The sequence below is a fragment of the Flavobacterium sp. genome (assembly GCF_035299005.1).
Lineage (GTDB): Bacteria > Bacteroidota > Bacteroidia > Flavobacteriales > Flavobacteriaceae > Flavobacterium.
This window is the reverse complement of the sequence record NZ_DATGXL010000001.1, coordinates 164,720-185,651: the sequence shown is the minus strand read 5'-3', so window position 1 is coordinate 185,651 and position 20,932 is coordinate 164,720. Positions and strand designations below refer to the sequence as shown.

19 protein-coding genes are annotated in these 20,932 nt (G+C 32.5%); 11 read left to right on the top strand and 8 right to left on the bottom strand.

Features of this window, described 5'->3' with window-relative positions; all coding sequences use genetic code 11:
• Positions 1–5: 5 nt before the first annotated feature.
• Entirely contained in the window at positions 6–494 is a 489-nt protein-coding gene (locus VK164_RS00870) for a hypothetical protein (protein WP_324207553.1), read from the top strand.
• 77 nt (positions 495–571) lie between these two features.
• The gene (locus tag VK164_RS00865) at positions 572–1,522 is read left to right on the top strand and encodes a GSCFA domain-containing protein (RefSeq protein WP_324207552.1); all 951 of its coding nucleotides are present in this window, start codon (positions 572–574) and stop codon (positions 1,520–1,522) included.
• Positions 1,523–1,702: 180 nt separating this feature from the next.
• Here the strand turns inward: VK164_RS00865 and VK164_RS00860 are convergent, their stop codons facing one another.
• The gene (locus VK164_RS00860) at positions 1,703–3,619 is read right to left on the bottom strand and encodes an ABC-F family ATP-binding cassette domain-containing protein (protein ID WP_324207551.1); all 1,917 of its coding nucleotides are present in this window, start codon (positions 3,617–3,619) and stop codon (positions 1,703–1,705) included.
• Positions 3,620–3,765: 146 nt separating this feature from the next.
• On the opposite strand from VK164_RS00860, the gene VK164_RS00855 reads away from it, so the two are divergent.
• Positions 3,766–4,179, top strand: a complete 414-nt coding sequence (locus tag VK164_RS00855) for a DUF983 domain-containing protein (RefSeq protein ID WP_324207550.1) — start codon at positions 3,766–3,768, stop codon at positions 4,177–4,179.
• Between the two features lie 18 nt (positions 4,180–4,197).
• Here VK164_RS00855 and VK164_RS00850 read toward each other — a convergent pair whose 3' ends face one another.
• The 7 genes from VK164_RS00850 to topA form a co-directional block, all read right to left on the bottom strand.
• Positions 4,198–5,250, bottom strand: a complete 1,053-nt coding sequence (locus tag VK164_RS00850) for an NAD(P)/FAD-dependent oxidoreductase (protein ID WP_324207549.1) — start codon at positions 5,248–5,250, stop codon at positions 4,198–4,200.
• Positions 5,251–5,314: 64 nt separating this feature from the next.
• Positions 5,315–6,208, bottom strand: coding sequence for a gliding motility protein GldN (gene gldN / locus VK164_RS00845; protein ID WP_414655535.1), 894 nt, complete (start codon positions 6,206–6,208; stop codon positions 5,315–5,317).
• Between the two features lie 49 nt (positions 6,209–6,257).
• The gene (gene gldM, locus VK164_RS00840; protein ID WP_324207547.1) at positions 6,258–7,796 is read right to left on the bottom strand and encodes a gliding motility protein GldM; all 1,539 of its coding nucleotides are present in this window, start codon (positions 7,794–7,796) and stop codon (positions 6,258–6,260) included.
• Positions 7,797–7,847: 51 nt separating this feature from the next.
• Positions 7,848–8,480 (bottom strand): gliding motility protein GldL, encoded by a 633-nt coding sequence (gene gldL, locus VK164_RS00835; RefSeq protein WP_324207546.1) that lies wholly within the window; start codon positions 8,478–8,480, stop codon positions 7,848–7,850.
• A 51-nt stretch (positions 8,481–8,531) separates the two neighbouring features.
• Positions 8,532–9,914, bottom strand: a complete 1,383-nt coding sequence (gene gldK, locus VK164_RS00830; RefSeq protein ID WP_166236526.1) for a gliding motility lipoprotein GldK — start codon at positions 9,912–9,914, stop codon at positions 8,532–8,534.
• 155 nt (positions 9,915–10,069) lie between these two features.
• Positions 10,070–11,218: a formimidoylglutamase gene (locus VK164_RS00825; protein ID WP_324207545.1), complete on the bottom strand. Its 1,149-nt coding sequence runs from the start codon at positions 11,216–11,218 to the stop codon at positions 10,070–10,072.
• A gap of 3 nt (positions 11,219–11,221) precedes the next feature.
• Positions 11,222–13,723, bottom strand: a complete 2,502-nt coding sequence (gene topA, locus VK164_RS00820) for a type I DNA topoisomerase (RefSeq protein WP_324207544.1) — start codon at positions 13,721–13,723, stop codon at positions 11,222–11,224.
• A 252-nt stretch (positions 13,724–13,975) separates the two neighbouring features.
• On the opposite strand from topA, the gene miaB reads away from it, so the two are divergent.
• The 8 genes from miaB (at position 13,976) to groL (ending at position 20,901) form a co-directional block, all read left to right on the top strand.
• Entirely contained in the window at positions 13,976–15,424 is a 1,449-nt protein-coding gene (miaB, locus tag VK164_RS00815) for a tRNA (N6-isopentenyl adenosine(37)-C2)-methylthiotransferase MiaB (protein ID WP_324207543.1), read from the top strand.
• Positions 15,425–15,463: 39 nt separating this feature from the next.
• Complete coding sequence (locus VK164_RS00810) at positions 15,464–15,835, top strand: GxxExxY protein (RefSeq protein ID WP_324207542.1); 372 nt, start codon at positions 15,464–15,466, stop codon at positions 15,833–15,835.
• Between the two features lie 44 nt (positions 15,836–15,879).
• Entirely contained in the window at positions 15,880–17,139 is a 1,260-nt protein-coding gene (locus VK164_RS00805) for a sigma-54 dependent transcriptional regulator (RefSeq protein WP_324207541.1), read from the top strand.
• Positions 17,139–17,642, top strand: a complete 504-nt coding sequence (locus VK164_RS00800) for an LptE family protein (protein WP_324207540.1) — start codon at positions 17,139–17,141, stop codon at positions 17,640–17,642. The genes VK164_RS00805 and VK164_RS00800 overlap by 1 nt, the downstream gene beginning before the upstream one ends.
• A 13-nt stretch (positions 17,643–17,655) precedes the next feature.
• Positions 17,656–18,450: a tetratricopeptide repeat protein gene (locus VK164_RS00795; protein WP_324207539.1), complete on the top strand. Its 795-nt coding sequence runs from the start codon at positions 17,656–17,658 to the stop codon at positions 18,448–18,450.
• Entirely contained in the window at positions 18,450–18,815 is a 366-nt protein-coding gene (gene secG / locus VK164_RS00790; RefSeq protein ID WP_324207573.1) for a preprotein translocase subunit SecG, read from the top strand. The genes VK164_RS00795 and secG overlap by 1 nt, the downstream gene beginning before the upstream one ends.
• 138 nt (positions 18,816–18,953) lie before the next feature.
• Positions 18,954–19,229: a co-chaperone GroES gene (locus VK164_RS00785; RefSeq protein ID WP_166236625.1), complete on the top strand. Its 276-nt coding sequence runs from the start codon at positions 18,954–18,956 to the stop codon at positions 19,227–19,229.
• A 46-nt stretch (positions 19,230–19,275) separates the two neighbouring features.
• On the top strand, positions 19,276–20,901 hold the full coding sequence (gene groL / locus VK164_RS00780) for a chaperonin GroEL (RefSeq protein WP_324207538.1): 1,626 nt from the start codon (positions 19,276–19,278) through the stop codon (positions 20,899–20,901).
• Positions 20,902–20,932 lie beyond the last annotated feature (31 nt).

Genomic DNA, 20,932 nt, shown 5'->3' with positions numbered 1-20,932 from the left:
AAAACATGAAACTATTATATTTCTTAATCTTTACAATTCCGTTTATAGGATTTTCTCAAGGGTTTTCCCCACCACGAAACAATGTAAATGTAAGCAATAAGTTATTTAGTCAAAGAAATCAATTGATGCAACATCAACACTTGATGAAAACTTTGCAAAACAAACTAGCAGCTGATGAAGAAACCTTAGTTACTGAATCTAATAAAGCTGATGATCTCGTAAAAATAAATGAAGAGTTCAATTCAAAATTAAATCAACTTAATGAAGAATTGACCAATATCGAGAATGATTCAAATCTTTCTGCTGAGGAAAAATTAAAAAAGTCAGCAAATATTAAAAAAGAAATCAGCACAACTCAATCTAAGATTAATTTAAATTCAAAAAAAATCGAGATTGCAAAAAAAAAGATAGAAAACATCAAAAAAAGAATTGAAACTTCTAAAAAAGAGCTCGAAGAAAAAAAGAAGAAAGAAGAAGAAGAAAAGAAAGAATAAATTCAAATCCCGATAAACATAAAATTTATCGGGATTTCTTTTTTATTACTACCTTTGAATATCAATGGAAGATTAAAATGAACTTCACTACAAAAATTCCAATTCAAAAAAGCAATTTCCCAATAGACTATTCTTCTAAAATAGTTTTATTAGGTTCTTGTTTTGCGGAAAATATGGGTGAAAAATTTGAGTATTTTAAATTTCAGACAGTTGTAAATCCGTTTGGCATCATTTTTAACCCGGTTTCTTTAAGTAGAATTATAGAAAAAAGTATTCAAAAAGACTATTTCACTGAAAACGATATTTTTTTTCATAACGAGTTATGGCATTGCTTTGATGTGCATTCTGAATTATCAAATCCAGACAAAAACAACTTTCTGATTTCATTAAACAAATTAATCGATGCAACACATCTACAATTAAAAGATGCAACACATATTATTACCACATTAGGAACATCGTGGGTGTATCGAAATGTTGAAACTGATAAAATTGTTGCTAATTGCCATAAGGTGTCGCAAAAGCAGTTTACAAAAGAATTATTATCATTAGAAATTATACAGCAAAGCATAGAGTCTATTTTTTTTAATATCTCTGTAATAAACCCAAATTGTAAATTCATTTATACCGTTTCTCCTGTTCGTCACATAAAAGATGGTTTTGTTGAAAACACGCTGAGCAAAGCTCATTTGATTGCTGCTATTCATCAAAAAATAGGCGCCAAAACACAAAATACAAACTATTTCCCGGCATATGAAATCATGATGGATGAATTGCGCGATTATCGTTTTTATACTGAAGACATGTTACATCCAAATCAAATAGCAATTGATTATATTTGGATAAAATTCTTTGAAAATTATATTCAGGAAACTGAATTCGGATTGATGAATGCTATTTGTGAAATTCAAAGAGCTTTGAAACATAGACCCTTTAATCCAAATACAGAAAGGCATCAAAATTTCTTGTCATCATTAGAAACTAAAATTATAAAGATTAAAGAAAAACTCCCTACCATTCAATTTTAAAAATACGACAAAAAACGTATTTAAACAGTAACTAAAACACTTGATATTTACCTAATTAATAATTTAGAATATGAAGTTAGTTTATCCAAAATATTTGAAAAAAAACAAAATCGCAATAATCATAATAATCATTGCGATTGCTTGCTTGGTTTTGAATTGTTATAATATATGGTTCTGCAATTAGCTATTTACCATTTCTATTTCTAATTGCACATTTTCCCAATCTTCTAATAATTGTTCCAACTCTTTTTTCTTTTTCTCATAAGCTGCAAAAAATGTAGCATCCTCGATGTGTTTGTCATAATTTGAAGCTAATGCTTTGTCATCATGCTGAATATCTTTTTCTAATTGTTGAATTTGACTTTCAATTTTACTCAATCTATTTTGTAATGATTTCGCTTTCTTCTGGTCTTCATAAGAGATACTTTTGGCTGCCTTATTTACACTTGTATTTACAACCACATCTTTCTTTTCAATCTCACGCATATTCATAACATTTTTCTGTTCTAAGAAGAAATTAATGTCTCCTAAATATTCTCTTATTCTCTGATCTTTGAATTCATAAACAATATTAGACATTCCTTGCAAAAAATCACGATCGTGAGAAACCAAAAGCAATGTCCCTTCAAACTGCTGTAAAGCGGCTTTTAAAACGTTTTTAGACTTAATATCTAAGTGATTCGTTGGCTCGTCCATTACTAAAACATTAATTGGCTGAAGCAATAATTTACATAGTGCCAAACGATTTCGTTCACCACCTGAGAGTACTTTTACTTTTTTCTCAACATCATCACCTCTAAACAAAAATGCACCAAGCATATCGCGTACTTTTGAACGATTTGTGTCAGTTGCAGCGTCTTCCATAGTTTGTAACAAAGTGATTTCGCCATCTAAATATTCCGCCTGATTTTGAGCAAAATAGCCCAATTGTACATTATGACCTAATTTGATAGAACCTTCATATTCAAATTCATTTACAATAGCCTTCATGAATGTTGATTTCCCTTGACCATTTTGTCCAACGAAAGCCACTTTACTTCCACGCTCAACTAAAAGCGAAATGTCTTTTAAAATTACTTTATCCCCGTATGCTTTGGTAACGTGCTCCGCTTCTACTACAACTCTTCCCGGTGTTTGCGAAACAGGAAACGAAATATTCATTACCGAATTGTCGTCTTCATCAACTTCAATTCGTTCTACTTTATCTAATTTTTTAATCAACGATTGCGCCATGGAAGCTTTTGATGCTTTGGCACGAAATTTTTCGATTAATTTCTCCGTTTCTTCAATTTTTTTTGCTTGATTTTTCTGAGTTGCCAATTGCTTTTCGCGAATTTCCTGACGCAACACCAAATATTCAGAATACGGTTTATTAAAATCGTAGGCTTTACCTAATGAAATTTCGATAGTACGATTCGTTACATTATCTAAAAACATTTTATCGTGAGATACGATTACAACCACACCCGGAAAATTACGTAAAAACCCTTCTAACCAAATAATACTTTCAATGTCCAAGTGATTTGTTGGCTCATCCAAAAGTAAAATATCGTTTGACTGCAATAATAATTTTGCCAATTCGATACGCATTCTCCAACCTCCCGAAAAAGTATCGGTTTGATTGTCAAAATCTTCTCTTTTAAATCCAAGACCTAAAAGAATTTTTTCGGTATCACCTACGTAATTATAACCACCTAACACTTCATAATGATGTGTTACATCACTCAACTCTTCGATCAAATCAGAATATTCCTGACTTTCATAATCGGTACGAGTGATTAATTGATGATTGATTTCGTCTATTCGAAACTCGGCACGCTTGATTTCTTCAAAAGCCTGATAAGCCTCTTCCAAAACTGTTCTCCCTTTTACAAAATCAATATCTTGACGAAGAAATCCTATTTTGACCTCTTTTTCAGTAGCAATTTGACCAGAATCGGGTGCAAAATCTCTTGCTAAAATTTTCAACATAGTTGATTTTCCAGCACCATTTTTTCCAACAAGTCCTACTCTATCTCCAGCACCTAATCTAAAAGTTACTTCTTCAAAAAGATATGTTCCACCAAATGAAACCGATAAATTATGTATGTTTAGCATTTAATTAATTTAAATATTTAATTGATTAATGTGTATAAAAGTTACCTTTCAATGAAACACAAAAATCTATAAACAAATGGTTATTTGTAATAATTGTTACACAAATCATTCATAGTTATTGTACCTTTGTGTAAAATATTTTGCAAATGTTAAAAAAAGGATCCAAATTAAATAGTATTTTAACAGGAAGTTGTCCAACTTGTCATGAAGAAAGCATGTATTTAGACAAAAATCCGTATAATGTAGTCAATGTTTATAAAATGCATGAAAATTGCAGTCATTGTGGAACGAAATATAAAATTGAACCATCGTTTTTTTATGGAGCAATGTATGTAAGTTATGCTCTTGGTATTGCATTTGGTGTTGCAGCATTTATTATAACATATTTCTTTGTAGGAGAAAAAAGTTTAATTAATAATTTCATTGCAATAATAGCTACATTAATAGTTTTTATGCCTGTAATTATGAGATTATCGCGTAATATTTGGATTAATCTATTTATGAGTTATGATAAAGAATGGGAGAAACATAAAGGCGAAAAAACTGCTACATTACGATAAACAAAAAACCGAAACAAATTAGTTTCGGTTTTTTTTATAACATCTAATAATATCAATTTCTTTTTCCAGCGGAATATTATTTTCAATATGTTGAAATAATTGATTAGCTAGATACGGAGCTAACATGACGCCACGAGTTCCCAAACCATTTAAAACATGCAATTGTGGATGGATTATGTGTGTTCCGACCAGTGGTCTTCTGTCTTTAACTGTAGGACGGACTCCAGCGAAATGTTGAATAACTTCAAAATCACAAGAAATTAATTCAGAAAGCTTTTCTACTAATTCTTGTTTACCTTCTTCAGTAGGAGTATTTGTTTTATCTGTCCAATCATAGGTAGCCCCGACTTTATATAAATCATTTCCAATTGGCAATATAAAAACACTTGATTTAACAACTGCATCAAGTTTCAAATTTGGAGCTTTAATAATTAATAACTCACCTTTTGTACCGTCTAAAGGCAAATTATTAAAGTAAGGATTTGCGTGCAATCCAAAACCTTCAGCAAAAATAATATGCTTTGCTTTTATATTTTTATACTGAATTCCATCTTCTAAAAATTTAATAGCATTGTAATCAAATGTATCTACAGAAAAACTATTTATGGAGTTTAAAAAAATTTGATACGCTTCAATTAAAATTGATATTTCAAGGTAACCCGTAAAATTAACTTTACCATAATGAAATGGAGAAGCAATACTTTCGTATGATCTTGTGACTAATTTTGAATCTAAAAAAGGAGCCAAATTAAGTTTATCAGCAGCTTGAAACCAATTATTTTGTTCTTCAACCGAAAATAATTTACGAAGTATAGGTAATTCAAAATCAAAAACTACATTTAGCTTGGATTGAATATTGTGATACAAAGGAAAAGCAAAATCAATTTGCTCCTTAGCTTTCCATACTTCACTAAAACGTTTTAAAACAACTGGATTATATAGCCCGCCAGCTACACGAGATGAAGGTTGTGAATTATTATCAAAAACAAAAATTGATTTATTGTTTTGCAAGGCTATTTCTGCAAAAGAAATACCAGCCAAACCATTTCCAACAATTATAAAGTCTATCATGATGTAAAATTAAAAAACTCTTACCAAATGGTAAGAGTTTTTAAATGAAATTGGAGAAATACTATTAATAATTCCACATATCTTGTTCGAAGTCACGGATCTTTTCTTTCACGCGCTCAGATTCTAATAATTGCATTTGTGCGTTTTCTTTCATGTAGTCTTTAATTTGACGGTCTCCATAAACGTTTTCCTCCAAATAAACAACTCCATTAAAACGACGCGCATTTAATAAATGATCAAAAGTAAATGACATAGCTGAGTTTTTGTTGTTGAATGCTTTAGCTGCATGCAAAACATCTCTTGAAGCAGGGAAATAAACCCAAAATAATTCAATATAGTCTTTTTCTTTTTCACCCATTGTATAAACATCTGGAATACTAGGACAAATCCCTAACAATCTATATTTTAATTCTCCTTGACGCTTATCAAAATACCAATAGCCAACAATTTTATAGGCATCAACATGAATTGCTTCCAATTGGGTTTTTACAATAAATTCAGCAGGAATTGCTTCACCTGCATTGAAATATTCTCTACCTGCATCTGTTGTATCAATTTTAACTAATGAAGCCTCTATATCCTTTAAGGACTTTTTTGTAGTAAAATAACTTGAATCATAAACTTCGGTAATTTTACCATCTTTTATAGCAGAAATCAACACATTATACAATGGTCTTCTATCTGGAGAAGACATAACATCACCATCTACTGGAAAATAAAGCGGAAAGTTAACCCTTTCATCTAAATCAATAATTTCCCACATACGTTTACCCATCAAGATATCTCTATCATGAACGTAACCGTATGGTAATGGTTTATCATTGTCTGCACTTAATTCTGCTTCTGTCTTTTTCCCGATTTGATCAGGTGTCTTAGCATTTAAAAGATTAGACTGAGCAAAGGCAAAAGTAGAACTTAAACCTAATGCTAAAATTGCAATACTATTTCTCCAATTCATCTTATTCATTTTTATTCAAGTTTGATATATAAACTTAAAATTATTAAAATTATTGTACTTCAAATGTACAAGGTGCTGTTTTTGGCAACATATAATTACCAGCTCCAACTAATTTAGTCTGAATATTGTTAATAATAACAACATCTCCTCTTTGAGCTTTAGCAATCGCAGCCTTAGCTCTTCCATCCATTTTATTACCAGAAACAACAACAGTAGGCTGACCAGGTACTTTGATAGTGAAACCAGTAACATTTAAACCAACCTCAAAATCAAAATCTTCTAATTTAGCACCAACAGTAGAAATCTCTAAACTTGACTTAGGACCTTTAGCAGAATATTCTCCTCTAACAGTTCCAGATGGACCTGGAATCCCTTTAATTCTGAACACTTTTTTATCTGAAACAGTTTTACCATCAGGAAGCTTAGCATTAACATTTATAGTTACTTCTCTACCAGCACCAGGACTCATATTATATTTACCTAAAGCGCTTCCTTTAGTTAAGCCTGGAGCAGAAGCAGTTACATCTTTATCAGAAACACCTGCAAAAGAAATTGTCATTGGGTTTACTACACCTCTATAAACAACATTCATTTTGTCAGCAGAAATGGTTGCAGATTTAGGCTTTGGTACAACAACATATTTACCTTCAAATTTCAAAGGAATTTCTTTACCATCTTCCATAAAACCAAATTCACCAGAAATATTTTGCTCTCCAACACTTCCTGCAGTCATAGAGATAACAGCTTGACCATTTTCAATTTTACCAGGGCCTTTAAATGATGTCGGAACAGTATTAGCATCATAACGACCTAAAACTACTTTCCCTTTAACTTGCTCACCTTGAAAATAAGCATTCTTTTCAAAAACTACAATTGCTTGGAAATTTTTCATAGAAGCAGCAGATTTTAATGCATTTCCTAAGAATAAATTGTAAGCACCTGCCTCAGTGTTTTTAACATCATTCTGCATAGCTGTTAAGAAGGTTAAAGTAGAAACCGCAGGAAAACCTTTCGCTTTGTAATCTAAAAACTTAATTTTAACACCTTCTTTGTTGGCAATATCTGCAGTTGAAAATTTCTTTTCAATCTCTTTAATAAAAGGTATATATTTAACATCATTTCCTAATACTTTCTTAATATCAGCAACATATTTATCAATTTTAGAGACAATTTCAGTACCTCTAGGACTATATCCATCACCTTTAAACCACTTCTCATCTATAGTCGATTTATCCATAGACTCAAAAGGCAATTTACCAGTCTTTTCGTCTGGTGTATATCCTTCAGTAACTTCAGCTTTAACAGTCTCTAAAAATTCAACAAATTCTTTAGATATCTTAGCCACATCCTTAGCTTTTCTAGCTGGTTCAGCATACTTAGCTGGCTCATCAGCTGCTTTTGTATTTAGAGCAGATAATAAATTACCATTTGCCTCTTCAGTTAATTTATTAGACTCTGAAAATTTATCGTTAAAATTTCCAAAAGCCGATAATACTTCTTTTGACATGTTTAATGCCAACATTGCGATGAAAACCAAGTACATCAGGTTAATCATCTTCTGTCTAGGGGTTAATTTTCCTCCTGCCATTTTTTCTTTAAATTAGTTTTTAATTAATAAATTATTTAATGATAAAACTAATTATCCTCTGTTACTCATAGCAGTAAGCATACCTCCATAAACAGCATTTAATGAAGCAATGTTTGAAGTCATTGATTGCATTTGCTCTTTTAATTTAGCTGCATTTTCAGCAATTTCTTTGTTAGCTTGCGCATTTCTATCAGCACTCTCTAATTGAACTTTATATAAACCATTTAAAGCTTCCATTTGTGCAGCCGCTGTAGACATTTCTTCAGCATATTTCTTTTGACCAGCCATAGCATCAACAGTTGGAGAAATTGATTTTGCAGCACCTTCAAAGTTTTTGATACTATTTCCTAAGCTTGCCATTAATTCACCATCAATTTTAGCTTCTTTTAACATATTATCTAATTTTTGAGATAATAATCCTTGAGCTTCAGCAGGGTTTTCTTTTTTGTCTTTTGCCTTAGCTTCACCACCAGCTAATTCAGGATACACTAAAGACCAATCTAAATCTTTTTCAACTGGTTCAAATGCAGACAAAGCAAAAATAAATGCTTCAGTAACTAGTCCAACAATAAGCATGATGTCAGCACCTGTCCAGTGTTGAAGTTTAAATAATGCTCCGATGATTACAACTGCTGCTCCCATTCCGTAAAGGAATCCCATTGCTTTTTTGCTTAATAATGCCATAATAAATAAATTTTAGTTAGTTAAGTTAATTATATAAAAATTGGTTAAATACTATTTTGGTCTGTTGCCTGTTGCAGCTGTTCCCATGTAATCTTGAACAGTTCTGAATCCAATGTAACTTCTTGCAGAATCAGCATATTCAAAGTCACGAGTTGAAACTTGTAACATGAAACCTACATCTTTCCAAGAACCTCCACGAACTACTTTACGTTGGTTTGACTTGTCAGCAACGTGAGGATTCATAGTTGAAACAAATTCATAAGCTTCTGCAAAATATGAAGATTCAGTCCATTCAGACACATTACCAGCCATGTTGTATAGGTTATACTCGTTTGGCTCATAAGACTTAGCTTCTACAGTATATAATGCACCGTCAGCAGCATAATCTCCACGGTTTGGCTTAAAGTTAGCCATAAAACAACCTCTATCGTTTTTAGCATAAGGACCTCCCCAAGGATACGTAGCTCCTTCGATCCCTCCTCTAGCAGCATATTCCCATTCAGCTTCAGTTGGTAAACGGAAAGAATTTACTTGATCTCTTCCTTTTTTCTTTTTGATATATGCATTCTTGTACATAGTTCTCCATGCACAAAAAGCTTTAGCTTGGTTCCAAGACACTCCCACTACTGGATATTCACCATAAGCTTGGTGCCAGAAATAGTCATTGTGCATCGGTTCATTGTACGAATAAGCAAAGTCTTTAATCCAAGCAGTTGTATCAGGATAAATTTCGATTGGCGGTGCATCTTCATAGAAGTTTTTACGACCTTTCTTCTTAACTGCTTTATTTAAATCAACTTGATTGTATTTGAATTTTAATTTTGACGCGTCAATAGTTTTTAGACCATTGTATGACTCAGATTCTGGTAGGTACATAGAATCCATCACTTCAACATAAAATTCATCAGGATATTTCCCTGGCTCTTTAATTAATTTGATTTTTTTGTTTAGTTTTCTTCCTGCATAGATATCGTCATCTGTACCAACACTATAATAGTTTTCATACATATACTTATCATAAGGAGTCATTTTTTCTGGATCTACATCAGCAAATCCAAAATCACCAATGCTTCCGCCTTTTCCACTTCCAGAACCTGGTTTTTGACCTTGTTCATCAGCTAAAATTGCTAAACGAGTTCTGATTGTTGAATCTTTTACCCATTCAACAAATTGACGATACTCACTGTTCGTGATTTCTGTTTCATCCATGTAAAATGAACGAACAGTAACTGTTTTAGTAGGCGCGTCTTGAATATTAGCTAAATCATCATCTGATTTACCCATAATAAAGGCTCCTCCAGGAACTAATGTCATCCCATAAGGCTTCTCAGGGTGCCATTTTCTTCCTTTAACTCCTACTACTTCTCCTTTATCGCCTTTACCACAACTGATAAATAATGACAAAATTGCTGAAAATGCAACAAACTTCTTCATATAAATTTGGGTTAAATGTAACTTCTTTTTAAGGGCGTAAACCTATTCAATAATTTTGAAAAAAACAATTTTTTTTTAAAAAACGTGAAAAAAATATCCATAATTTAAAAAATCACTATTGATTCATTCAATAAAACACAGTAAAACATGCTGATTTACAAGACATTTCTTCGCTGAGCTTTCCACCATCTTTCAGGAATTTCTTGCTCGCAAGCTGCTAAATAATCCTCATTTGTGCAAGGTAATAACGTAATTCTTTTTAATTTATTATTAACATTTGTTAAAAAAGGTATTTCTATCCACCAGCGAGCAGTTTTATTGCTCTTATAAAACACTAATTCTTCATCATCAATTGGAACAATATATTTGATATAACTCTCTTTGCTTCCAAACGGATATTCATTTGAACGAAAGCTAAATCCCTCAATAAAATACCAAATCATTTGTGCAATTAATATATTTTCTTGTTCCGTTGAATTAAAATTAAAAATTCCTAATGAGGAAACTTTATCACTAATCCCAGCATATCGAGTTAATGCACAAATCTCTTTTCCATTAAATCCATTAGGATTAAATTGTAAGAAATTTCCAGAAAAAGAAGATTGGACAGCCGTAACGTCAATACTAACTAAATCAGCATCTCTAAAAACAGGCTCTGCAACAGCTATATTGTTTGAAACTTCTCCCAAACGATAAGCTTCAAAATATAATTTTTCTATTAAATCAATTTCCTCTTGCGAATTATAATAAGTCTGATAACCTAAATTTGCATAATTGAATAGATTATTAGGCTCTTCAACTATAATTTTTGACAGAAAAGAATTAGACATTAACGAATTTTCTTTAGCAAAATCAAATTGATTATCAACAGAAACTAGATTTACCATTTGATCTAAATTATCATATGCACGATACATTGCATAGGTTAAATCTTGACTCCCTCCTATTATAATAGGTGTAATTTTTTTCTTAATTAATTCTTCAACTAATTTTTTTACAACAAAATATGTGTCTTCAACACTTGCTCCTGCTTCAATAGTTCCTAAATCAACGATTGATACACTCCAATTTCCTGGATATAAGTTATAGAATTGTTTTCTAAAATCTTCAAAAGCTAAATCTTCATTTGTTCCATTTGCGCCTCTATTTTCATTAACAGTAATAATTGCTAATGAAACATTTTCTAAAACAGGAAAATCTGTTTGTGTATGCAATGTAACTTTTTTACCTAACGTTTGATTAGATAATTCTGAAATATATTTTTCAACTGAAGCTGAAACAGGTTGCAAAAAATCAAAAACCATTTGTTATTTCTTTTTTGTTGTTGTTTTCTTTGCAGGTGCTTTTTTAGCCGTCGCTTTTTTGGCAGGCGTTTTCTTCTCTATCATTTCTTGAACTTGTGCCAAAGTTAATTTTGAAGCATCAACATCTTTGCTTAATTCAATTTTGATTTTACCTTTTGTAATTACCGAACGCCCCCAACGCGCTTTTTCCACCTTGATTCCTTCTTCTTTCCAATCATGAAGCACCTTATCGATATCCTTTTGTTGCTTTTCTTCGATTAACTCGTCCAAATCTGACTGAGATAAATTATCGAAATTATACTTTTTATTCACATTGATAAACATACCGTTCCATTTGATAAAAGGACCAAAACGACCAACACCTTTTTGAATTGGCAAGCCATCATAAGTTCCAATTGGTGCATCAGCCTGAACTTTCTCATTAATTAAACCTTGAGCAGTTTCCATGGTTACATCCATCGGATCCATCCCTTTTGGCAACGAAATAAACTGTGAACCAAATTTCACATAAGGTCCAAAACGACCATTATTTACCTCTATTTCTTCTCCTTTGTATGTTCCTAATTGTTTTGGAAGTAAAAATAAATTCAATACTTCTTCTAACGTGATATTTCCAATATTTTGATCTTGACGTAAACTTGCAAATTGCTTGCTTTCTTCATCAATATCTCCAATCTGAGCCATTGCTCCATATTTCCCTAAACGAACCGAAACTTGTTTACCTGATACAGGATGAACACCTAAAATACGTTCACCACTTTCTCTATCCGCATTTTTTTCAACATCAACTACATTTGGATGAAAGTGTTTGTAAAAATCATTCATCATTTTAGCCCAATCTACTTTCCCTTCTGCAATTTCGTCAAAATCTTGCTCTACTTTTGCTGTGAAATTATAATCTAAAATAGTTCCGAAGTTTTTTACCAAGAAATCATTTACGATAATTCCGATATCTGTTGGAACTAACTTTCCTTTGTCTGAACCCACATTTTCGGTTAAAACTTGTGCTTTTACTTCGCTATTTTTTAAAACTATTTGCGTGTATTTTCGTTCTTGACCTTCAAAACTTCCTTTTTCAACATAGGTTCTGGCAATAATCGTAGAAATAGTTGGTGCATACGTAGACGGACGACCAATTCCTAATTCTTCTAATTTTTTCACCAAAGAAGCTTCGGTATAACGACTTGGCGGACGCGAAAAACGCTCCGTAGCCGTGATATAATTATTAGTAAGTTTTTCATTAACTTTTAAAGCAGGCAACATTCCTTCTTGTTCTTCATCATCGTCGTCATTGCCTTCTAAATACACTTTTAAGAAACCTTCAAATTTGATAACTTCTCCAGTTGCTGTAAAGGTTTCTGAATGATTACTCGCTTCGATTTTTACGTTGGTTCTTTCCAGTTCAGCATCACTCATTTGAGACGCTAATGTTCTTTTCCAAATTAAATCATACAAACGCGCTTGATCTCTATCAATATCTACTGTGTGACGCGACATGTCCGTTGGACGAATTGCCTCATGCGCTTCTTGAGCTCCTTTTGATTTGGTATTGAAATTTCTCGGTTTCGAAAATTCCTTTCCGTAGTAACTTGTAATTTCGGCTTGAGCAGCTGCCATTGCTTCTTGTGAAAGGTTTACACTATCCGTTCTCATATATGTTATAAGTCCGGCTTCGTACAAACGTTGTGCAATTTGCATGGTAATTCCAACAGGCAAATACAATTTTCTAGCTGCTTCTTGTTGCAATGTTGAAGTTGTAAAAGGTGCTGCTGGTGATTTTTTTGTTGGTTTGGTTTCTAAATCTCCTACTTTGTAAGACGAACCCATATTTTTATTTAAGAAATCTTCTGCTTCTTTTTTAGTGGCAAAGTTCTTAGGTAATTTTGCTTTGAATGTTTTTCCAGCTTCGTTTGTAAATTCTGCTGTAATACTGTAAGATGCTTCAGGTTTAAAATCTTGAATTTCTCTTTCACGCTCTACAATTAAACGAACAGAAACCGATTGTACACGACCTGCTGATAATCCTCCTTTTACTTTTTTCCAAAGAACTGGCGACAATTCGTAACCTACTAACCGATCTAAAACTCTACGAGCTTGTTGTGCATTTACTAAGTTATAATCAATTCCTCTCGGATTTTCAATTGCTTTTTGGATAGCTGATTTTGTAATCTCGTGAAAAACGATACGTTTTGTTTTTTCTGGTTTTAATTTTAATTCTTCAGATAAGTGCCAAGAAATTGCTTCTCCCTCACGGTCCTCATCGGAAGCTAACCAAACCATTTCGGCATTTTTAGCTAATCCTTTTAATTTGGTCACTAATGCTTTTTTATCAGCCGAAACTTCATATTTCGGCTTAAAACCATTTTCTACATCTACTCCTATTTCTCTCGAAGGCAAGTCGGCAATATGTCCATAACTTGACTCTACTTGATATTCACTTCCTAGAAATTTTTCGATGGTTTTTGCCTTAGCTGGTGACTCAACGATTACTAAATTCTTTGCCATTTCACGTTTTTTTGAATCGCAAAAGTATAGGTTTTTTTTAAATTTTAACATCCCAAGCATTTTTTTACCTATAATTAACCAAAATATAAGTCAAATTAATCCTATATATATAGGTGTAAAAACCACAAAAAACAACTACTTAGAATTTCAACAAAAAATAATTTAAAAAATCCTGTTAAACCTTTTCTGCCATCTTGTCAGATTTTATAATTTAGTATTATCTTTGCAGACTGATTAAAGGAAATCTTTATTATGGAAAAGGAAATTGACGAGAAAAAACAAGGTCAAAGTTTAGTGCTTGACCAAAAAGAAGGAAATACAAAAAAACTTTTTATAGAGAGTTATGGTTGCCAAATGAACTTTTCGGACAGCGAAATTGTGGCGTCTATTCTTTATGAAAACGGATATAATACGACTCAAAATTTAGAAGATGCCGATTTAGTTTTGGTAAACACTTGTTCTATTCGTGATAAGGCGGAACAAACGATTCGTAAACGTTTAGAAAAATACAACGCAGTTAAGAAAATCAATCCAACTATGAAAGTTGGAGTTTTAGGTTGTATGGCGGAACGTTTGAAAAGTCAGTTTTTAGAGGAGGAGAAAATTGTAGACATGGTGGTTGGACCCGATGCATACAAAGATTTACCAAATTTATTAGCGGAAGTAGAAGAAGGCAGAGATGCCATCAACGTAATTCTTTCGAAAGAAGAAACGTATGGCGATATTTCACCTGTTCGTTTAAACAGTAACGGTGTTAATGCTTTTGTTTCAATTACAAGAGGATGTGACAATATGTGTACGTTTTGCGTTGTTCCTTTTACACGTGGTCGTGAGCGTAGCCGTGAACCACAAAGTATTATTGATGAAATTCAAGATTTATACGATAGAGGATTTAAAGAAGTAACCTTGTTAGGACAAAATGTAGATAGTTACCTTTGGTATGGTGGTGGTTTGAAAAAAGACTACGACAAAGCAACTGAAATGCAAAAAGCTACTGCTATGGATTTTGCGCAATTGTTAGACAAATGTGCGACATTGTTCCCAAAAATGCGTTTTAGATTCTCTACTTCGAATCCGCAAGATATGCACGAAGAAGTATTGCATGTTATTGCAAAACACCATAACATTTGCAACTATATTCACTTACCTGTTCAAAGTGGAAGCACAAGAATTTTAAAAGAAATGAATCGTCAACACACCCGTGAAGAATACATGGCGTTGATTGATAAGATATATTCAATTATTCCAGACATTTCATTGTCGCAAGATATGATTGCTGGTTTCCCAACAGAAACAGAGGAAGATCATCAAGACACCTTGAGTTTGATGGAATATGTAAAATATGATTTCGGATTTATGTTTGCGTATTCAGAACGCCCAGGAACATTAGCTGCCAGAAAAATGGAAGACGACGTTCCAGAAGAAGTTAAAAAACGTAGATTAACCGAAATTGTAGATTTACAACAAAAACACGGATTAGAAAGAACACAACGTTTCATTGGACAAGAAGTGGAAGTATTGATTGAAAAAGAATCAAAACGTTCTGATGTACACTGGAGCGGAAGAAACTCTCAAAATACAGTAGTGGTTTTCCCAAAAGAAAATTACAAAGTAGGCGAATTTGTAATGGTAAAAATAACAGATTGTACCGCTGCAACTTTAATTGGAGAAGCGGTTGGATATTCAAGTGTAATGAACTAAAAAATAAGCCACGGATTAAAAGATTAGCACGGATTTAAAATGGGACTATACAGAGAAGAAGAAACTTTTAAAATTATTGGGATTTGTATGGAAGTTCATAGAAATCTTGGCCCTGGATTGCTTGAAGTGGTTTATAAAGATGCGTTAGAGATAGAATTTAAAGCAAATAATATTCCTTTTGAAAGAGAAAAAGAATTTTCAATCGAATATAAAAGAGTAATATTACCGCATAAATTTTATGCTGATTTCATAGTAAATGAAGATATTGTTTTAGAGGTAAAAGCTATAAAAGAATTTTCAGGCGAACATACTGCACAAGTATTGAATTATATGAAACTTTCAGATTCAGAAATTGGATTATTAGTGAATTTTCAAAACAAATCTTTACAACATAAAAGATTAGTATTTTAATTAATCCGTGAAAATCCTTTAATCCGTGGCAAAAAAATAAAAAAATGGAATCAGTACAAGCTATAAAACAACGATTTGAAATTATTGGGAACGACCCAAAACTCAATCGTGCCGTGGAGAAAGCCATTCAGGTTGCTCCAACGGATATTTCGGTATTGGTAACAGGTGAAAGTGGTGTTGGAAAAGAAAGTATTCCAAAAATTATTCACTCACTTTCGCACAGAAAACATGGAAAATATATTGCAGTAAACTGTGGTGCAATTCCTGAAGGAACAATTGATAGTGAACTTTTTGGTCACGAAAAAGGCTCGTTTACTGGTGCAACTAACACGCGTGAAGGGTATTTTGAGGTAGCTGATGGCGGAACTATATTTTTAGATGAAGTTGGTGAATTACCATTAACCACTCAAGTACGCTTATTACGTGTTTTAGAAAATGGGGAATTTATCAAAGTAGGTTCTTCCCAAGTACAAAAAACAAATGTTCGTATTGTAGCTGCTACCAACGTAAACATGTTTGATGCGATTGAAAAAGGCAAATTTCGTGAAGATTTATTTTATAGATTGAGTACGGTTGACATTATGTTGCCACCACTTCGCGAACGCAAAGAAGACATTCATTTATTGTTTAGAAAATTTGCTGCCGATTTTGCACACAAATACAAAATGCCGCCTATTAAATTGGATGATGACGCCATTCAATTGTTGATAAAATATAGATGGAGCGGAAATATTCGTCAGTTACGTAATGTAGCCGAGCAAATTTCGGTTTTAGAAACCAAACGTGAGATTTCTTTGCAAACGCTTCACTCCTATTTACCACAGGAAAATGCAAATTTACCTTCGGTAATTGGAACAAAAAAATCGGAAAGTGATTTTAGTAACGAAAGAGAAATTTTGTACAAAGTTCTTTTTGATATGAAAAGCGATTTGAACGATTTGAAAAAGCTTACGATGGAATTAATGCAAAACGGAAGTTCAAAAGTGCAAGAAGCCAATAAAGGATTAATTCAAAAAATTTACGGTAAACCCGAAGAAAATACTATTTTTGAAGAAGAACCAAGAGTGGAAATGCTTCCGAATCAAAATAATCTGATACAAGAAGAGTTTGACGATGATGACGATGAAAATTATCTATTTGCTGAAACCGTTGATGAAGAAGAAACTTTGAGTTTAGAAGCAAAAGAAATTGAGTTAATTAAAAAATCGCTTGAACGAAACAAAGGAAAAAGAAAAGCAGCTGCTGACGAATTAGGAATTTCAGAACGCACTTTATATAGAAAAATCAAACAATACGATTTATAATGAGATATTTAATAATCGCTTTTACTATTACCATTTCACTACTTGTAAATAGTTGCGGAATTTATAATTTTACAGGTGCAAAACCAGTGGATGCTAAAACTTTTCAGGTAAATTATTTTCAAAATAATGCTGAATTAATTGAACCTGGTATTGAAAGAACATTCACTTTAGAATTGCAAGACATCATTCAAAATCAAACCAACTTGAATTTAGTTTCACAAGGCGGTGAGTTATTATATGAAGGTGAAATTGTTGAGTATCGAATTACACCTATGACAGCTACTGCCGACCAAAGAGCAGCACAAAACAGGTTGACAATAGCTGTGATGGTTCGCTTTGTAAATAAAAACAAAGAAGATGATAATTTTGAAAAGCGTTTTTCTTTTTATTACGATTTTGACGCCAATCAACAATTAGTTGGTTCTCAACTTTCATCAGCATTAGATGTTATATTTGAACGAATTACTCAAGACGTCTTTAATGAATCTTTAGCTAAATGGTAAACAAATTTAAACTTTGAATATAAACGATTTAACATATCTTTTAAATAAGCCTGAAGCTACTAACGAGAAACAAACGATAGCTTTAGAAAATATTGTCTTGCAGTTTCCATACTTTCAGGCTGCACGTGCTTTACATTTAAAAGGATTGTACAATCAGGAAAGTTTTAGATATAATTATGAATTAAAAAAAACAGCAGCTTATACAACCGATAGAACTGTGCTGTTTGAATTTATAACTTCTGAAAACTTTGTTGCTATTCAACAAGATAAAATTGATGAAATACAAAAAGCTTTATTAAATATAGAAGTTCACCAAATAGAAGAGATTATAGTCTCATCAAAAACAGAAACTATTTCTGAAAAAGAAGAAAAAATAATCCCCGAATCTACAGAAGAAAAATTAGAAATTGGCAAACCGCTACCATTTACTCCAACAGAACGCCATTCGTTTCAAGAATGGCTACAATTGACAAAATTCACTCCAATAGAACGTGATTTTGAAAAAAATAAACCAGAAATTGATTCCGATAAACAAAAAAAAATAGATATAATCGATAAATTTATTGAAGCCAATCCAAAAATTGCTCCAGTAAAAGATATAACCAAAGCACCTGCAAATATTAATAAAAGCATGGAAGAACCAACACACTTAATGACAGAAACATTAGCAAAAGTGTATTTGGAACAAAAAAAATATAACAAAGCAATGCAAGCTTATGAAATATTAATTTTGAAATATCCAGAAAAAAGTAGTTTCTTTGCAGACCGAATAAATGAAATCAAAAATTTACAACAAAATAATAATTAATTATGGGATTTACAGGTTTTTTAATTGCGATAACAATTGTTTGTTTTTTATTAATCTTAGCTATTATGGTTCAAAACCCTAAAGGTGGAGGTTTATCTTCTTCATTTGGAGGTTCTCAACAATTAGGCGGTGTGCAAAAAACAACCGACTTTTTAGATAAAAGTACTTGGACGTTAGGAGGAATTTTAATTGCTCTAATTCTATTATCTAGTTTGAGCTTTAATGGTGGAAATGCAGCAACAGATTCTAAAATTTTAGGTCAAGACAATGCCGCTCCTGCAACAACTATTCCAACCACACCAGAAGCAAACAAACAAGCTCCTGCAGCAACTACTGCTCCAGTTGCTCAAGATTCTGCAAAATAAGAATTCATGAACAATATAAAAAAATGCCAGCCTGTCAGTGCTGGCATTTTTTATTTCAGCAAAAATGTCAGAAAATTCAATTGGCATAATTTCTGAATATTTTGAAAACGAAAAAATTAATCATTAAAAAATAAAAATATGTCATTAAACATTAAACCTATTTCAGACCGCGTTGTTATTGCGCCTTTAGCAGCAGAAACAACTACTGCTTCTGGAATTATTATTCCAGATACTGCGAAAGAAAAACCACAAAAAGGAACTGTTGTAGCCGTAGGAAATGGCAAAAAAGACTACACCATGACTGTAAAAATTGGAGATACAGTTTTATATGGTAAATATTCAGGAACTGAATTCAAATATGAAGGTAAAGACTACCTGATTATGAGAGAAGATGAGATTTATGCAATTCTTTAATCATAGATTAAACAACAACTGTTAAACATTTAAACAAAAAATTAAAATGGCAAAAGATATAAAATTCGATATTGAAGCTCGAGATGGTTTAAAACGTGGAGTTGATGCATTAGCAAATGCAGTAAAAGTAACTTTAGGACCAAAAGGAAGAAATGTAATAATTTCGAAATCGTTTGGAGGGCCAACAGTAACTAAAGATGGTGTTTCTGTAGCAAAAGAAATAGAATTACAAGATCCATTAGAAAATATGGGTGCTCAAATGGTAAAAGAAGTTGCTTCTAAAACCAATGATTTAGCGGGTGATGGAACAACAACTGCAACAGTTTTAGCACAAGCTATCGTTAAAGAAGGCTTGAAAAACGTAGCTGCTGGAGCAAACCCAATGGATTTAAAAAGAGGAATCGATAAAGCAGTAGAAACAATTGTTGCTGAATTAGGAAAACAATCGGTAGCTGTGGGTGATTCTTCTGAAAAAATTAAACAAGTAGCTTCTATATCAGCTAATAATGATGAAACTATTGGCGATTTAATCGCCGTAGCTTTTGGAAAAGTAGGAAAAGAAGGTGTTATTACTGTTGAAGAAGCAAAAGGTACTGATACTTATGTAGATGTTGTAGAAGGAATGCAGTTTGACAGAGGATATTTATCACCTTATTTCGTAACTGATGCTGACAAAATGGTTGCTGAATTAAGCAATCCATACGTTTTATTATACGATAAAAAAATATCTAACTTACAAGAATTATTACCAGTCTTAGAACCAGTAGCACAATCTGGAAGACCATTATTAATTATTGCAGAAGATGTTGATGGGCAAGCCTTAGCAACTTTAGTAGTTAATAAATTACGTGGTGGCTTAAAAATTGCTGCTGTAAAAGCTCCAGGTTTTGGAGACAGAAGAAAAGCAATGCTAGAAGATATTGCAATTTTAACTGGAGGAACTGTAATTGCTGAAGAAAGTGGTTATTCGTTAGAAAACACTACTCTAGACATGTTAGGAACTGCAGAAAACATTACGATTGACAAAGACAATACTACAATTGTAAATGGTTCTGGAGATGCTGAAAACATCAAAGCAAGAGTAAATCAAATCAAATCGCAAATAGAAACTACAACTTCTGATTATGATAGAGAAAAATTGCAAGAACGTTTGGCTAAATTAGCCGGTGGAGTTGCAGTTTTATATGTAGGAGCAGCTTCTGAAGTAGAAATGAAAGAGAAAAAAGACCGTGTAGATGACGCATTACATGCTACTCGCGCAGCTGTTGAAGAAGGAATTGTTGCTGGCGGTGGAGTTGCTTTAGTTAGAGCTAAAGCTGCTTTAGCAAACATTAAAGCAGAAAATGCAGATGAAGCAACTGGAATTCAAATTATTAATAAAGCGGTAGAATCACCATTGAGAACTATTGTTGAAAATGCTGGTGGTGAAGGTTCTGTCGTAATTGCAAAAATAACAGAAGGAACTGGAGATTTTGGTTTTAATGCAAAAACTGGAGAATATGTTCAAATGCTAGCTGCTGGAATCATCGATCCTAAAAAAGTAACTCGTGTAGCTCTGGAAAACGCTGCTTCAGTAGCAGGTATGATTTTAACTACTGAATGTGCTCTAATAGAGATCAAAGAAGAATCATCAAGTATGCCTATGGGCGGAGGAATGCCAGGAATGATGTAATTCAAAATATTTATGATAAAAAAATCCGATT

What these genes read in the sequence shown, in the direction of transcription:
- VK164_RS00870 (WP_324207553.1), top strand. Translation starts at nt 6, where the DNA reads ATGAAACTATTATATTTCTTAATCTTTACAATTCCGTTTATAGGATTT.
- VK164_RS00865 (WP_324207552.1), top strand. Translation starts at nt 572, where the DNA reads ATGAACTTCACTACAAAAATTCCAATTCAAAAAAGCAATTTCCCAATA.
- VK164_RS00860 (WP_324207551.1), bottom strand. Translation starts at nt 3,619, where the DNA reads ATGCTAAACATACATAATTTATCGGTTTCATTTGGTGGAACATATCTT.
- VK164_RS00855 (WP_324207550.1), top strand. Translation starts at nt 3,766, where the DNA reads ATGTTAAAAAAAGGATCCAAATTAAATAGTATTTTAACAGGAAGTTGT.
- VK164_RS00850 (WP_324207549.1), bottom strand. Translation starts at nt 5,250, where the DNA reads ATGATAGACTTTATAATTGTTGGAAATGGTTTGGCTGGTATTTCTTTT.
- gldN (WP_414655535.1), bottom strand. Translation starts at nt 6,208, where the DNA reads ATGAATTGGAGAAATAGTATTGCAATTTTAGCATTAGGTTTAAGTTCT.
- gldM (WP_324207547.1), bottom strand. Translation starts at nt 7,796, where the DNA reads ATGGCAGGAGGAAAATTAACCCCTAGACAGAAGATGATTAACCTGATG.
- gldL (WP_324207546.1), bottom strand. Translation starts at nt 8,480, where the DNA reads ATGGCATTATTAAGCAAAAAAGCAATGGGATTCCTTTACGGAATGGGA.
- gldK (WP_166236526.1), bottom strand. Translation starts at nt 9,914, where the DNA reads ATGAAGAAGTTTGTTGCATTTTCAGCAATTTTGTCATTATTTATCAGT.
- VK164_RS00825 (WP_324207545.1), bottom strand. Translation starts at nt 11,218, where the DNA reads ATGGTTTTTGATTTTTTGCAACCTGTTTCAGCTTCAGTTGAAAAATAT.
- topA (WP_324207544.1), bottom strand. Translation starts at nt 13,723, where the DNA reads ATGGCAAAGAATTTAGTAATCGTTGAGTCACCAGCTAAGGCAAAAACC.
- miaB (WP_324207543.1), top strand. Translation starts at nt 13,976, where the DNA reads ATGGAAAAGGAAATTGACGAGAAAAAACAAGGTCAAAGTTTAGTGCTT.
- VK164_RS00810 (WP_324207542.1), top strand. Translation starts at nt 15,464, where the DNA reads ATGGGACTATACAGAGAAGAAGAAACTTTTAAAATTATTGGGATTTGT.
- VK164_RS00805 (WP_324207541.1), top strand. Translation starts at nt 15,880, where the DNA reads ATGGAATCAGTACAAGCTATAAAACAACGATTTGAAATTATTGGGAAC.
- VK164_RS00800 (WP_324207540.1), top strand. Translation starts at nt 17,139, where the DNA reads ATGAGATATTTAATAATCGCTTTTACTATTACCATTTCACTACTTGTA.
- VK164_RS00785 (WP_166236625.1), top strand. Translation starts at nt 18,954, where the DNA reads ATGTCATTAAACATTAAACCTATTTCAGACCGCGTTGTTATTGCGCCT.
- groL (WP_324207538.1), top strand. Translation starts at nt 19,276, where the DNA reads ATGGCAAAAGATATAAAATTCGATATTGAAGCTCGAGATGGTTTAAAA.